Source organism: Roseobacter sp. OBYS 0001, from assembly GCF_019654895.1.
Taxonomy (GTDB): Bacteria; Pseudomonadota; Alphaproteobacteria; order Rhodobacterales; family Rhodobacteraceae; genus Roseobacter; species Roseobacter litoralis.
In genome coordinates, this window is sequence record NZ_BPES01000008.1 from 149,847 (window position 1) to 164,064 (window position 14,218).

Here is a 14,218-nt window from a genome sequence, read left to right on the forward strand (position 1 = left end):
AAAATGGGCATTGAAATCGGAATTGAGCTTCTAACGCTCATCATGTTCGGCAGCCTGTTGGCGCTTTTGATGGCAGGCTTGCCGTTGGCCTTTGTGACCGGTGGTCTGGCCTGTGTCTTCCTCTTTATCCTTGGGGACGCACAATCGCTCAACATCGTTCCAAGCCGCATCTTTCCGCTGATGACGAACTACCAGTTATCGGCCATTCCGCTGTTTATCTTTATGGCCGCCATGCTTGAGCGGGCGGGGATCATCAACGATATGTTCGATGTGATCTATAAGGTGCTGGGCGGGGTGCGCGGGGGTCTGGCTGCCGCAACGATCATCGCCTCTACTGTGCTTGCTGCGATGGTCGGCGTGATCGGTGCCGCCGTGGTGACCATGGGTATCATCGCCTTGCCCGCTATGTTGAAACGTGGCTATGACCCCAAGATTGCCATGGGTTCGATCATGGCCGGGGGTACGCTGGGCATCCTGATCCCGCCCTCCATCCTCGCGATCATCTATGCGGTTGTGGCGGAACAATCCGTTGGGGAATTGTTTATCGGGGCCGTCATTCCCGGTCTGATGCTGTCGGGCATGTACATTCTGTATGTTCTGCTGCGCAGCGCGATCAATCCAACCCTTGGCCCGCCCATTCCCATCGAAGAGCGGATATCAACGCAGGAAAAGATCCGTCTGATCGGTAAAATGTCCGCGCCAATTGCCTTGATCGCCGTGGTGCTGGGTGTGATCTTTTCCGGCGTCGCGACACCGGTTGAGGCGGCAGGCATCGGGACGTTTGGCGCGTTTATCGTCGCGGCCATCCACCGCAAGCTGACTTGGCCAACGGTCCGCGAGGCCTGCCTGACCACGCTGAAAGCCAGCGCAATGGTCATCTGGATCATGTTTGGTGCGACCATTTTCGTTGGTCTTTACGTGCTCGAAGGTGGCCAGCAATTCGTGCAGGACAGCCTTGCCGCCACCGGTTTTGGGCCATGGGGCATCCTGATCATCATGATGATCGTGCTGGTCGTTCTGGGCATGTTCCTTGACTGGGTCGGCATCCTGCTTTTGTGCGTGCCGATCTTTGTGCCGATCATCAAAGCCATGGGGCCGGAGCCTTTTGGCATGACCGATCCGAACGATCTGGTGCTGTGGTTTGGGGTGCTTTATCTGGTCAACATGCAGATGTCGTTCCTGTCGCCGCCCTTTGGCTATGCGCTGTTCTACCTGCGCGGCGTGGCACCGCCCGAAATCCCGATGACGGATATCTTCAAGGCAGCACTGCCCTTCCTTGCGCTGCAAATCGTGGCCCTCGTGATCTGCATGTTCTTTCCGCAGGTGATCACTTGGCTACCCAATCTGGTCTACGGATAAAGAATTCGACAAAACGGCGGCCCCACGGGTCGCCGTTTTTGCTTGAGGCGACAACAGGGCATAAAGGCCTCTATTCAAAGGGCGCAATATTTGACACCCTGCCTGTGGCAAACAGACGAGGGAGGCACCAATGAGCGATCGGTTTGAAGATGGCATGTCCATAAGGCGCGCCGTTCTCGGAGACGCGCATGTCGACAAGACAGAGGCCGAGCGGCACCCGATTGAGACGCCGTTTCAGACACTGATCACCGAAGCGGCATGGGGCACGGTCTGGGCCAGCGACGGCATCAGCCTGCGCGAACGCTCCATGCTGACGCTTGCCTTGCTTGCCGCCACCAGAAATTTTGATGAAATCCCGATGCACATAAGGGCCACCGCGCGTACAGGTGCCAGCCCGCAGGATGTGATGGAAGCCTTTCAGCATGTGGCGATCTATGCCGGGGTGCCCGCCGCAAACCGCGCGATCAAACTGGCCAAGCAGACCTATGCGGAAATGGAAGATGCAGGTGAATGAGCAAACGCGCGCTGCCCCCCAGAAACTGGCAGGTACATCCGCCCGCCCTTGCACCGGCCTATAAAACCAGCCGGTTGCGTGCGCCTGCGCAACCTCTCATCGCGATGGACCCGACCATAAGCGAGCTGTCAGGCCCCACATTCGGCCCGGCGCAGATCACGGTGAGCGACAGTGATCTGCTGCAAAACCACAAAACCACAGGCCTCCCGATAGGCGAGCGGATCATCGTGCATGGGCGCGTTCTGGATGAACAGGCGCGACCCGTCCCACATACGCTGGTCGAAATCTGGCAGGCCAATGCCAGCGGGCGCTATCGTCATGCGAACGACAGCTATTTCGCACCGCTGGATCCGAATTTTGGCGGTTGTGGCAGAGCCCTCACCGATCAGGACGGTGCCTTTCGGTTTCACACGATCAAACCGGGCGCCTACCCTTGGCCAAACGGTCCCAATAGCTGGCGCCCTGCGCATATCCATTTCTCGGTCTTTGGCACCGCATTTGCACAACGCCTGATAACACAGATGTATTTTGAAGGCGACCCGCTGCTGAAGCTTTGCCCGATCTATCAGGCGGTTCCCGACCAGCGCGCCAAAGAGCTGTTGGTTGCCCCGCTGGACATGGAGAGGAGCGAACCGTTTGACAGTATCGCCTATCGCTTTGACATCGTCCTGCGCGGGGCACGTTCCACCCCCTTTGAGAACCGGCCCGAGGGGAATTGACCATGATCCTGCCTGATACCCCCAAACAGGAAACCGCGTCGCAAACCGCTGGCCCCTATGTCCACATCGGTCTCATGCCCGTCATGGCGGGACTGAGTATTTATCCACAAGAACTGGGCCGCGCCCTTGCAGGGCCAGATACGCAAGGTGAGCGTGTCGAGGTGCAAGGTTTCATTTTTGACGGCGCGGGCGAAGCTATAAAAGATGCAATCATTGAGGTCTGGCAGGCGGATGCCGAGGGCGGCTTGGCAGGAACAGATGGGTTCACCGGGTGGGGGCGCGTGGCGACGGACTTTGATACAGGTGTATTTTCGTTTGAAACCATCAAACCGGGATGCGTTCCGGCACAGGGCGGCAAGGTGATGGCCCCTCACCTCACCCTCTGGATTTTTGCGCGGGGGATCAACATCGGGCTGAACACACGGATGTATTTCCCGCAGGACAGCCAAGCGCACGACATTGACCCCGTGCTGTCAGGATATGTACCGCAAGACCGGCGCGACACCCTGATCGCCCGGCGCGAGGGAGACAGCTATCACTTTGACATTCACCTGCAGGGCGCGCGGGAAACTGTTTTCTTTGATGTCTGACGTTTAGCCCTGCAAAACACCGTTCAGATAGGCCGCATTGCCTTTCAGCGCGGCATAATCGTCCTGCACGACATATATGCCAAAATCCGTCATGAAATCTGCAAAGCGGCCTTTGTCCAGAAACGCCGCTTCGAAATTCGCGTCCTTCATGAACGGCGCGATTGCGCCCGACAGCCCGCCCACCAGATAAATGCCACCGAAGGGCAGTTGCACCAACGCAAGATTGGCAATGACCATCGCCGTCAGGCGCACGAAATACTGCACAGTTTCGACCGAAAGGTCATCGCTGTCATCCACACACGCGGACATGATGGCTGCCGAGTTCAACACGCGACTTTCGCCAGCCTCATGCGCCACGAAGGCAAAGACACGCTCCAGCCCGCGACCCGACAGGATGTCATCAATCGCGGCAAACCCGTGATGTTTCTCGATGAACGCACAGAGCCGCAGGTCCTGATCCGTTCGGATCGGCATGTTGGCATGGCCGCTTTCAGACGTGGCCACATAGGCACCAGCCTGCGTCATGAAAACCGGGGAGGCATTGAACCCCGTCCCAAGGTTTACGACAAGACGCGCGTTGCCTTTGGCCGTTGCAGACCCTTGGCGCACGCAGGCAAGATCATCGGATGCCAGTTGATCAAGCGCATATCCCTGCGCCTGCAAGTCATTGAGCAAGGCCACATGTACGGCCCCTGTCGCCTTGGCTATTTCTTCGGCATCCATGTCCCAGTCAAGATTGGTCAGCCGCCCCTTGCCGCCATTGACGGGCCCTGCGATCGCAACACAGACAGCCTTTGGCCGCACATTCCCCTCGGCGGCAAGATACTGCGCCAGAACGGAGGTGAACCCGTCATTTTCCGCATTGCGATAGCGCCGGATCGTGGGTTTGAGCACGTCTACACCATCGCATAAAGCCACGCGCGTGTTCGTACCGCCAATATCTGCAACCAAGGAATACTTCTGCGAAGGGTGAGGCATAGATGGTAATCCAAAAAAGGCCGGGTTGACCGGCAATCAAGACCGTACTGGCCTTCTAGTGAGCGCTAACACGCAGGTCAACGCGGCTTGCGCGCGTTCAGAGGTGCGCTACGGAAAACCAACAGCGTCATGACCCGGTTGCCATTGCGGGTATTTCGGCATGATCGCCGAAAAGGCGTCACTTGCGAGAAACTGCGCCAGCCAGTGCCGGAGCCGTGGCCAGTCCTGCGCATCAAACCACGGTTTATCGATGAATGCGAATTGCCGCACAAAGGGTAAAATCGCCAGATCGGCCAGCGTTGCCTTGCCAAACAAAGACTGCGAAAGCTGCGCCTCAAGCGCATATAAAAACTCAGCCGCCTGTGCGCGCGCCACCCCTTGGTCGGACTCCGGGTATCGTGTGGCATATTTCGTGCGATCAAGCGCCGCTTTGAATGGACCATCGCAGGTTTCGATCAATTGCCAGCCGGTGTCGGGCATGTCCAACAATCTCTCCGGGTCGTTCTGCTTCAACGCCCAGATCATGATATCGAGGCTCTCGTCGATCACGCCCTGATCCGTGACCAGACAGGGGACTGTGCCGCTGGGCGAGGCGTTCAGAAACGCCTGCGGCTTGTCTTTCAGCACGACTTCGCGCAGGCACACGGGAACCTGCGCAGATACCAGCGCAAGACGTGCGCGCATCGCGTAAGGGCAGCGGCGAAAGGAATAGAACACAGGCGTCATCGCCTGCAATTTGCCAGCTTACGCCCCCCACAACAAGCCACTCAAAGACATCACGTCATTGCGCGGCCATGGGCAGACGCGCCAACTCGCATTGCGTCCACAGTTCACCCAATGCGGCCACCAGATGGTCGATGTCTGCGGCGCTGTGGACCGGGGACGGGGTGATGCGCAAACGCTCCGTCCCCTTCGGAACCGTCGGGTAATTGATCGGCTGGATGTAGACGCCGAAATCCCGCATCAGAATATCGGAAATGTATTTGCATTTGACCGGACAGCCCACCATCACCGGAATGATATGGCTCGGGTTCATCTCATGCGGAATGCCGAGGCCATCCAGCCGCGCGCGCACCTCGGCCACACGGTTTTGATGCGCGTCGCGTTCTGTCTGCGACGTCTTGAGATGGCGGACGGAGGCTGCTGCCCCCGCGGCCACGGCAGGCGGTAGAGCTGTAGTAAAGATAAACCCGCTGGAAAAACTGCGCACAAAATCGCACAAATCAGCGGATGCCGCGATATAGCCGCCCACGACGCCAAAGGCTTTGCCCAGAGTGCCTTGGATCACAGTCAGCCGGTCCATCAGTCCTTCGCGATCTGCAATGCCACCGCCGCGCGCGCCGTAAAGGCCAACCGCGTGGACTTCATCCAGATATGTCATGGCGTTGTATTTATCCGCCAGATCGCAGATTTCAGCAATGGGTGCGATGTCGCCATCCATGGAATAAACGCTCTCGAATGCGATCAACTTGGGCCGATCGAGCGGTTGTTGCGCCAGTTTGGCCTCGAGGTCCGCCAGATCATTGTGTTTCCAAATCTGACGTTCTGCTTTGGAATGGCGGATGCCTTCGATCATCGACGCATGGTTGAGCGCATCTGACAGCACAAGACAGTCAGGAATTCTGCCCGCCAGCGTCCCCAGCGCGGCCCAGTTGGACACATAGCCGGAGGTAAAAAGCAATGCGCTTTCTTTGCCGTGTAAATCCGCAAGCTCAGCTTCGAGCTTCACATGATCGTGGGTCGTGCCTGAAATATTACGCGTCCCACCTGCCCCCGCACCGCAGCGGTCCAGCGCATCATGCATCGCGCGCAGCACGTCGGGGTGTTGCCCCATGCCAAGATAGTCATTCGAACACCAGATCGTCACCGGTTTCTCGGTCTGGCCGCCATGTGACTGCGCCCGTGGGAAAGCGCCCCGTTTCCGTTCAAGTTCAGCGAATACGCGGTAGTTACCCTCTTCTTTCAGGCTTGAAAGCGTCTTTGCGAAATACGATCCATAATCCATGTGGTCTGATACCCTCCCGTTTCACCTCCAAGAAATACACTTGTCACAAACAGCCCCGCTTTGATCCAGATCAGAAAACCGAACCGCTCAGGTAAGCCATTGGTCGTGGGTCAGCGGCTCGTATTCCGCGAACCAGTTGTCAAAATCGAGCCATCTTTGGCAATGGACAGCATATCGCCTGACACAAAAGGCGGGTCTGGCAGGAGCACAACCGCAGGTGCGCGCCAGCCCATCTGCCGGGCGACAACCACGCCGATGGGCAGGATTGCGTCGCGCTGCCCGAGGATCAGCGCAAGCGGGCTGAGTTTGCGGTAAATCAGCTCAAGCAGCACCGCTGACGAGCTGCTTGACCCGATCAGGTGCGGCAGAACGACGACCTTACCTGTGATCGGCGCGCCCCGTTGTGGGTGGCCTGCCAGCACCACTTTGGAGGAAGCCGGATCAACACCGCCCCAGAAACTCAACGGCGCGTCCATGCGCAAGACCTCGCCGCGGGTGACGCCTGCGCATAACACCTCCGCCTGCCACCGCATCACCAAGCCCCCCCAGAGCAGATAACCCGGCCTGCGCGGGCACTTGCGACACAGTTTTTCAGGCTTCCAAAAACCGGGTCATAGCCAGTATTTCCTTTGGCATAATGGGCAAATTTGGCGGAGTTGGTCATCAAAACACCGGGGTGATCAGGCAGAATTGGCGTCACAACCACGCAGGTGTCCAGAACAAACACAACGCCCAAAGCCTCAAGCGCCTGCGCTGTGCGGTCCTTTTCCAGATCGGTCATACTGTGACGGCCGAGGCAAACATAGACCGGCACTTTGAACGGTATGCCACCCGCCATCTCGAGCAGCGAGCGACATTCATCGGATGAAAAATGGGGACTGCCCAAGGCCACCGCATCAATGTGACCGCTATCCGCACGGCTCAGATCCTGTTTGGCAGCGATCATCATGCGCGGTGTGATCGCGATAACTTCACGGGCTTTGGTGCCCCCGAATGCGGTTGCCTGATCAGGGGCCTCAGGCGTGATGCCAATCAGATGGACAAGCCCCACCGCCCCGGTTGACGCCGCACCCGCGCATAATGCCTTGAGCTGATCCTCACCCGGTGTGCCGACGATACCCTTAACGGCGCAAACGCGCGCGCCTGCCAGACGACCGATCAATGCGCCAAGGACCGGAAAGAAAACCTCATCCTGCTGCCATTCGGCAGGGATGTCAGTCAGGTCGAGCAAGAGGGTCGCATGTCGGTTTTCGGCAAGGTGCAGCCCATAATAAGGCGCGCGGCCCGCAATTGCGCAGGCAATGTCCAGAAAGTCACCATACCGATTGGTGCGCGCGCCCAGAACACTGTTGCAAAAAGCCACCGCGTTGGATTCCCCCCATGCGACCTGCGTGCCAAAAGCCGGGCGCGCACCCGCCTGATAGGGCGCGCAGGTCCAGCTGGGAATGCAGCCCAACCGTTCGTGCGCAACCATTAACCGAAACGCCATTTTCCGCGCCTCGCCGGACAGGCGGGATTGCGCGGGTTTCAAGAGGTTCAAAGCACCCACATTGGTCGTCGCAGGCACAGCAGTTTGTGCGCCAAGCTCAACCAATCGCTCGCAAAAAAGGGTCCCGGACGCGCCATGATAAAGACACCCGTCAATATGAGCAGAATGGATCGGCACCAGCCGGTCAGCTCCCAGAATTTGCGCGGCCTCCAGCACAATTTGCAATGCCATACGATGACCTTGCGATCCGGTCTGCCCGTCAAGCACCGCCGCTTCGTCCTCAGTCAACTGGATGCTCGCCAACATGCCACCTCCGCTTCGGCTGCGATACTGCGGGTGAAACCGGGCCGGTACAAGTCTTGCGCCAACACATATCATCGCAGCACGTGATGCGCGTCGTATTTGAGGATAAGCATGTCCGGTTTCAGACTGGCAAGGTGCAAAAACCCTGCCATTTTCGGATCAAGAGGATAGCCAATGCGATATTCAGGTTTTCAGGTCATCAAAGAAGCGCTGACAGGGCACAAAGGCTGGGCGCCTGCGTGGCGCGACCCTGAACCCAAAAGCCACTATGACATCGTCATCATTGGGGGCGGCGGGCATGGTCTTGCCACCGCCTATTATCTTGCGAAGGAATTCGGGCATAAAAAGATCGCCGTTCTTGAAAAGGGATGGATTGGTGGCGGCAACGTCGGGCGCAATACCACGATCGTGCGATCAAACTATCTGCTGGATGGCAACGCGCCCTTTTACGAATTCGCGCTCAAGCTCTGGGAAGGACTGGAGCAGGATTTCAATTATAACGCGATGGTCAGCCAGCGCGGGATATTGAACCTGATTCATACGGATGCGCAGCGGGATGCCTTTATCCGACGCGGCAATGCCATGCGGTTGAACGGAATCGATGCTGATCTTTTAAGCGTTGATGAGATCAGGGCACGCTATCCCTTCCTCAATTTCGAAAACGCGCGCTTCCCGATCAAGGGTGGTCTGGCCCAACACAGGGGCGGCACAGTGCGACACGACGCGGTGGCCTGGGGGTACGCGCGCGGCGCCGACAGCCGAGGCGTCGACATCATCCAGAACTGTGAAGTGACGGGTTTTCGCGTTGAAAACGGCCGCTGTACCGGTGTCGAAACCTCGCGCGGCTTTGTCGGCGCGGGCAAGATCGGCTGCGCGGTTGCCGGATCTTCGGGGCGATTGATGTCCAAAGTCGACATGCGCCTGCCCATGGAAAGCCACGTCTTGCAGGCCTTTGTCAGCGAAGGTCTGAAACCCGTCTTGCCGGGTGTCATCACATTCGGTGCAGGGCATTTTTATTGCAGCCAGTCCGACAAGGGTGGTTTGGTCTTTGGCGGCGATCTGGACGGGTATAATTCCTATGCGCAGCGCGGCAATCTTCCCGTACTCGAAGACGTCTGCGAGGGTGGCATGGCGATTTTCCCGATGATGGGCCGCGCGCGCCTTTTGCGCATGTGGGGCGGGATCATGGATATGTCGATGGATGGCTCACCGATCATAGACCGGACGCACATCGACGGGCTCTATTTCAATGGCGGGTGGTGTTACGGGGGCTTCAAGGCAACGCCTGCATCCGGTTTCTGCTTTGCCCATCTGCTGGCCAAGGACGCGCCGCACCCGACCGCAACGGCCTTCCGCTTTGACCGGTTCGAAAAAGGGCGCATGATTGATGAGAAAGGGATGGGCGCACAGCCCAATTTGCACTGATGATCATTAATCACCCCCTTCTTGGCCCGCGCGACAGCTCCGAATTCACCTATCTTGGGGACGCATCGTTGATCGACCGGCCCGATCCTCAGACGGACACCGCAGCGCAGGATTTCTACGAATATCAATACATTCGTGAAAACCCCGCGGGGCTCTTGCGCGAGCTTTGGTTTCATGAGGGGGGCGATCGGTCCTGGCTGGTCGTGACCCGCAATACCATTACCCATGAGATAACGTCAGTTGAGATGGCGCGCGACGTCGCGCGCGCGCGGGGGCGCAGCATATGAGCCAGATCAACAGGGTCGAGGGCGGCCAGATTGACCGCACCCAAACACTGAAATTCAATTTCGACGGCACCCAATACACAGGGCACCCCGGCGATACGCTGGCTTCCGCATTACTGGCAAACAATGTGCGGCTTATGGGCCGGTCGTTTAAATATCACCGTCCGCGCGGCCCGCTGACCGCAGGGTCCGAGGAACCAAACGCGCTGGTGGAACTGCGCGGCGGCGCACGTCAGGAACCCAACACGCGCGCCACCACAACCGAGCTTTACGACGGGTTGTGGGCGAAAAGCCAAAACCGCCTTGGAACGCTGCGCTTTGATCTGCTGGCGATCAACGACCGCCTGTCAAACTTTCTGACAGCCGGGTTTTATTACAAGACGTTCATGTGGCCCGCCGCCTTTTGGGAAAAGCTCTACGAGCCGATCATCCGACAGGCCGCTGGTCTTGGGTCTTTGTCCCTAAAGGCAGACCCCGACGATTACGATAAAGGGTTCCTGCATTGTGACCTTCTGATCATTGGTGCGGGACCCTCGGGGTTGATGGCGGCCCTGACCGCTGGTCGATCCGGTGCGGATGTGATCCTTGCCGATGAAGATTTCCGCATGGGCGGGCGCTTGAACAGCGAAGTTCTCAGCGTCGATGATCAAACCGGCAGTGACTGGGCCATGACTGCGCTGGCAGAGCTTGCAAGCCTGCCAAATGTGCGGTTGATGCCCCGCACAACGATCCTTGGCGCATTTGACCACGGAATTTACGGTGCAGTTGAACGGGTCAGCGATCATCTGCGGACACCCCAAGCGGGTAAGGCGCGTCAGGTTCTGTGGCGCATTTACACGCAAAACGCGATCCTCTGCGGTGGCGCAACCGAACGCCCGATTGCCTTTAACAACAACGACCGACCCGGCATCATGCTGGGCTCCGCCGTGCGTAGCTATGTGAACCGCTTCGGGGCCGCGCCGGCGCATCGGATCGCTGTGTTCACAAATTCGGACGAGGGGCATCAGACCGCTCGCGACCTGACAGGCAAAGGTATCAAGGTCGCTGCAGTTATCGACACACGCGAAACGGCCCCCCTGAGCACCGATTTCGAAGTAATCGCCGGGGCGCAGGTCGTCGATACCAGAGGTCGCCTTGGCCTCACCTTTATCGACGTGCAAATGCCCGACGGCAGCCCGCGCGTCATCGAATGTGGTGCCTTGGCCGTGTCAGGCGGCTGGAACCCCAATGTGCATATGACCTGTCATCACGGTGGCCGCCCGGTGTGGAATGAAAAGCTTGCCGCATTTGTACCGGGCCCGTCACTGCCCCCCGGCATGACGGTCGCAGGTGCCGCCCGCGGTGATCTGTCGACCATGGGCGCATTGCGCGGCGGCGCGCAGGCGGCAAAAGCAGCGTTGGGTCTGAAAGGCCGGTTGCCCAAACTGCCAAAGGCCGAGGATGCTGAGGTGTCCGTGACGCCATTTTGGTACGTAGAGGGCGCAAGCCGCGCCTGGCTCGATCAGCAGAACGACGTTACCGTCAAGGATGTCAAGCTGAGCCATCAGGAAGGGTTTCGCTCCGTTGAGCACCTCAAGCGCTACACCACGCTTGGCATGGCAACGGATCAGGGCAAAACCTCGAATATGGGCGGGTTGGCGATCATGGCCGAAATGGCCGGAAAATCGATCCCCGAAGTGGGGACAACGATGTTCCGCCCGCCTTACACACCCGTGGCTCTGGGTGCACTTGCAGGTCGCTCGGTTGGCAAGGATTTCAAGCCGGTCCGCAAAACACCGAGCCACGAATGGGCCAAAGAGCGCGGTGCGGTTTTTGTCGAAGTGGGAAACTGGCTGCGCGCACAGTGGTTTCCGTTGCCGCATGAAACACATTGGCGCGAAAGTGTTGATCGTGAAGTGCTGGCAACGCGCCGGTCGGTCGGGGTGTGCGATGTCACGACGCTGGGCAAGGTGGATGTGCAGGGCAGTGATGCTGCGACCTTCCTCAACAAGGTTTACTGCAATGGCTTTGCCAAACTGGCCGTGGGCAAAACGCGCTATGGCCTGATGCTGCGCGAGGATGGCATCGCCATGGATGACGGCACCGCCGGGCGCCTTGCCGAAGACCATTTCGTGGTGACAACCACAACCGCGAACGCGGTAAACGTCTATCGGCACATGGAATTCGTGCATCAGTGTCTGTTCCCTGGTCTGGATGTGCAACTGATTTCCACCACCGAAAGCTGGGCACAGTTCGCTGTTGCCGGTCCAAATTCCCGTGCGGTTTTGCAACGCATCGTTGATGCGGACTATGACCTGAGCAAGGAAGCCTTTCCCTTCATGGGCTGTGGCAACATCACGGTCTGCGGTGGGCTGCGCGCACGGCTCTTTCGTATCTCCTTCAGTGGGGAGCTCGCCTATGAAATCGCCGTGCCGACCCGCTATGGCGATGCGTTGATGCGACGCCTTATGCAGGTGGGCGCGGAATATGACATCACCCCTTACGGCACCGAAGCGCTCAGCGTGATGCGGATCGAAAAGGGCCACGCTGCGGGGAACGAACTGAACGGTACCACCACGGCGCTGAACCTCGGTCTGGGGCGGATGGTCAGTCAGGCAAAAGACAGCATCGGTGCGGTTCTGTCGCGACGCGAGGGCCTGAACGAGCCGGATGCGTTTCGGCAGGTCGGGATTAAACCCGTCAACGCCGACAGGGAAACCCCGGCAGGCGCACATCTGATGGCGGCTTCTGGTCCGGTGGACGCGGCCCATAGCCAAGGCTATGTCACGTCGGCCTGCTATTCACCAAACCTTGGCCACCATATCGCATTGGCCTTTGTAAAGAACGGCGATGCGCGCATCGGTGAAGTCATGCGGCTGGTCAGCCCGCTGACAGAGTATGAAACACAAGTCGAGATCGTCAGCGCCCATTTCATAGACCCGGACGGAGAACGCCTGCGTGCATAACCTATCACCAACATCCGCCTTGGGAGCGTCTGCGCCACGCGCCGATAAGATCGGCACGATCCGGATTTCGGAGAACTTCGGCCTTGCGCTGGCATCTGTTTCAGCGCGCCATGGGCAGGAAGCACGCTGCGCCAACGCGCTCAGTACATATATCGGAGCAACCGCGCCCGGCCCTGCCAGAGCTGTTATCGGCGAGCCTTTTGCCGCCTTCTGGACCGGACCCGATCAATGGATGGTGTCTGCACCGTTCGAGACGCATGAATTACTGGCCGATGACCTCAAGGCGTCGCTGCAAGATGCGGCCTCCGTCACTGAACAAACGGACGGATGGGTTGTTTTCGATGTCACAGGCGCCGGTGTTGTCGACCTGTTCGAGCGCTTATGCCCCGCCCCGGCCAGACGGATGGTGGCAGGCGATGGTCAGCGCACGACGATACATCACATCGGTTGTTTTTTGAACTGCCACGCTGAGGCGCAAGGCTTTCAAGTACTGGGGCCGCGTTCGTCCGCTGGCACGTTGCATCATGCCCTGATGACCGTAGCGCGGGCCGTCGTTTAGGACACCACGGGCACTGCGAGGTTCTTGCGGACCCTGAACAGATTTACCTTTTCGCGATCCTCTGCCGGGTGAAGTCCAAAGACCTCCTTGTAGTTCTGGATCATGGGCGTGGCAGATGCATAGCCCACCGCCAGGGCAATCGCCGTCATATTATCGTTGGAATAGCGCACGAGTTGACGCGCGGCGTTCATCCGCATCATGCGGTAATACTGCAATGGACTGTGGCCTGTGGCTTTGCGAAACATGCGCTCAAGCTGCCGCGCAGAAACGCCGACGATATCTGCCACATCGGCGACTTTCACCGGGTCCTCGATATGGCTGCTGAACAACTCGATGGATTCCCTGACGACTGTGGGCAGCATATCATCCGTGCTTTCCGCGCGCACCGTCGGCACCCTCTGATCGACGCCTTGACCGCGCACAAGCGCATGTTGAAACCAGCAGGCAACTTCGGTGGAAACGCCCTGCCCCAGCTGCTCTGCCACGAGATGCAGCGCAAGATCAAAGCCAGCGGCGGCGCCTGACACCGTGATGCGGCGACGGTCAATGGAAATCACTTCGTTTGTGGCAGAAATGCGCGGGAACTCTTGGGCGAAGGCCGCGGCGTAACACCAGTGAACCGATGTGCGAAAACCCTGCAACAAGCCCGCTCTGGCCAGTGGGAAAACCCCACCACTGACCGCACCCAAAGTCACGCCATGGCGTTCCAGTTTGCGCAACTGAGCATCAGACCTGGAGGGGTCCGCAAAAGAGCTGGCAGGGGCCGCCATCAGGTACAGCTGATCAATGTCATGCACATCATGCAGCCCCGCGTCGGCCTGAAAAACAACCTGCGCGCTGGATGTCACCGTATTCCCGTCCTCGGACAAAATTACCCAGTCGAACGCATCCACCTCCGCGATCTCATTCGCCGCGCGCAACGGTTCAATCATTGAGGTCAGACAGGCCATGGGGAAGCCCGGGAAAATCAAGAAGCCGATGGTTATTTTGTTCTTTTGTGACATGAGCATATCTTATCAGGATGAATGATCAGGAAGCCAGCCTGAGA

General features: G+C 58.6%; 14 protein-coding genes. 8 read left to right on the forward strand and 6 right to left on the reverse strand.

The window, feature by feature from the left end:
* The first annotated feature begins 3 nt into the window (after positions 1–3).
* The 4 genes from K5Q35_RS15785 to pcaG all read left to right on the forward strand — a co-directional run bounded on the left by K5Q35_RS15785 (position 4) and on the right by pcaG (position 3,182).
* On the forward strand, positions 4–1,359 hold the full coding sequence (locus K5Q35_RS15785; protein ID WP_013960641.1) for a TRAP transporter large permease subunit: 1,356 nt from the start codon (positions 4–6) through the stop codon (positions 1,357–1,359).
* 130 nt (positions 1,360–1,489) lie between these two features.
* Positions 1,490–1,873, forward strand: coding sequence for a 4-carboxymuconolactone decarboxylase (gene pcaC, locus K5Q35_RS15790; protein WP_011569852.1), 384 nt, complete (start codon positions 1,490–1,492; stop codon positions 1,871–1,873).
* Positions 1,870–2,592, forward strand: a complete 723-nt coding sequence (gene pcaH, locus K5Q35_RS15795) for a protocatechuate 3,4-dioxygenase subunit beta (protein ID WP_220800249.1) — start codon at positions 1,870–1,872, stop codon at positions 2,590–2,592. The genes pcaC and pcaH overlap by 4 nt, the downstream gene beginning before the upstream one ends.
* 2 nt (positions 2,593–2,594) lie before the next feature.
* The gene (gene pcaG, locus K5Q35_RS15800) at positions 2,595–3,182 is read left to right on the forward strand and encodes a protocatechuate 3,4-dioxygenase subunit alpha (protein ID WP_220800250.1); all 588 of its coding nucleotides are present in this window, start codon (positions 2,595–2,597) and stop codon (positions 3,180–3,182) included.
* A 3-nt stretch (positions 3,183–3,185) separates the two neighbouring features.
* Here pcaG and K5Q35_RS15805 read toward each other — a convergent pair whose 3' ends face one another.
* The 5 genes from K5Q35_RS15805 to K5Q35_RS15825 form a co-directional block, all read right to left on the reverse strand.
* Positions 3,186–4,160, reverse strand: coding sequence for a glucokinase (locus tag K5Q35_RS15805; RefSeq protein ID WP_220800251.1), 975 nt, complete (start codon positions 4,158–4,160; stop codon positions 3,186–3,188).
* Positions 4,161–4,268: 108 nt separating this feature from the next.
* Positions 4,269–4,886: a glutathione S-transferase gene (locus K5Q35_RS15810; protein WP_220800252.1), complete on the reverse strand. Its 618-nt coding sequence runs from the start codon at positions 4,884–4,886 to the stop codon at positions 4,269–4,271.
* Between the two features lie 55 nt (positions 4,887–4,941).
* Positions 4,942–6,165 carry a 5-aminolevulinate synthase gene (gene hemA, locus K5Q35_RS15815; RefSeq protein ID WP_220800253.1) on the reverse strand — a complete coding sequence of 408 codons (1,224 nt, stop codon included), beginning with the start codon at positions 6,163–6,165 and terminating at the stop codon, positions 4,942–4,944.
* 110 nt (positions 6,166–6,275) lie between these two features.
* Positions 6,276–6,698 (reverse strand): aconitase X swivel domain-containing protein, encoded by a 423-nt coding sequence (locus K5Q35_RS15820; RefSeq protein WP_220800254.1) that lies wholly within the window; start codon positions 6,696–6,698, stop codon positions 6,276–6,278.
* The gene (locus tag K5Q35_RS15825) at positions 6,698–7,960 is read right to left on the reverse strand and encodes an aconitase X catalytic domain-containing protein (protein ID WP_220800255.1); all 1,263 of its coding nucleotides are present in this window, start codon (positions 7,958–7,960) and stop codon (positions 6,698–6,700) included. The genes K5Q35_RS15820 and K5Q35_RS15825 overlap by 1 nt, the downstream gene beginning before the upstream one ends.
* A 171-nt stretch (positions 7,961–8,131) precedes the next feature.
* Here K5Q35_RS15825 and K5Q35_RS15830 point away from each other — a divergent pair, with 171 nt between their 5' ends.
* From K5Q35_RS15830 to K5Q35_RS15845, 4 genes are read left to right on the forward strand one after another with little or no spacing between them, the layout of a single operon-like run.
* A complete protein-coding gene (locus tag K5Q35_RS15830; protein ID WP_220800256.1) occupies positions 8,132–9,382 on the forward strand; it encodes a sarcosine oxidase subunit beta family protein in 1,251 nt (416 codons plus the stop codon).
* Positions 9,382–9,669, forward strand: a complete 288-nt coding sequence (locus tag K5Q35_RS15835) for a sarcosine oxidase subunit delta (RefSeq protein WP_220800257.1) — start codon at positions 9,382–9,384, stop codon at positions 9,667–9,669. Before K5Q35_RS15830 ends, K5Q35_RS15835 begins: the two co-directional genes overlap by 1 nt.
* Positions 9,666–12,611: a sarcosine oxidase subunit alpha family protein gene (locus tag K5Q35_RS15840; RefSeq protein ID WP_220800258.1), complete on the forward strand. Its 2,946-nt coding sequence runs from the start codon at positions 9,666–9,668 to the stop codon at positions 12,609–12,611. Before K5Q35_RS15835 ends, K5Q35_RS15840 begins: the two co-directional genes overlap by 4 nt.
* Positions 12,604–13,170, forward strand: a complete 567-nt coding sequence (locus K5Q35_RS15845; RefSeq protein WP_220800259.1) for a sarcosine oxidase subunit gamma — start codon at positions 12,604–12,606, stop codon at positions 13,168–13,170. The genes K5Q35_RS15840 and K5Q35_RS15845 overlap by 8 nt, the downstream gene beginning before the upstream one ends.
* On the opposite strand, the gene K5Q35_RS15850 is transcribed toward K5Q35_RS15845, so the two are convergent.
* Positions 13,167–14,174: a GlxA family transcriptional regulator gene (locus tag K5Q35_RS15850; RefSeq protein WP_044025513.1), complete on the reverse strand. Its 1,008-nt coding sequence runs from the start codon at positions 14,172–14,174 to the stop codon at positions 13,167–13,169. The two genes, K5Q35_RS15845 and K5Q35_RS15850, sit on opposite strands and share 4 nt — an antisense overlap.
* Positions 14,175–14,218: the final 44 nt, after the last annotated feature.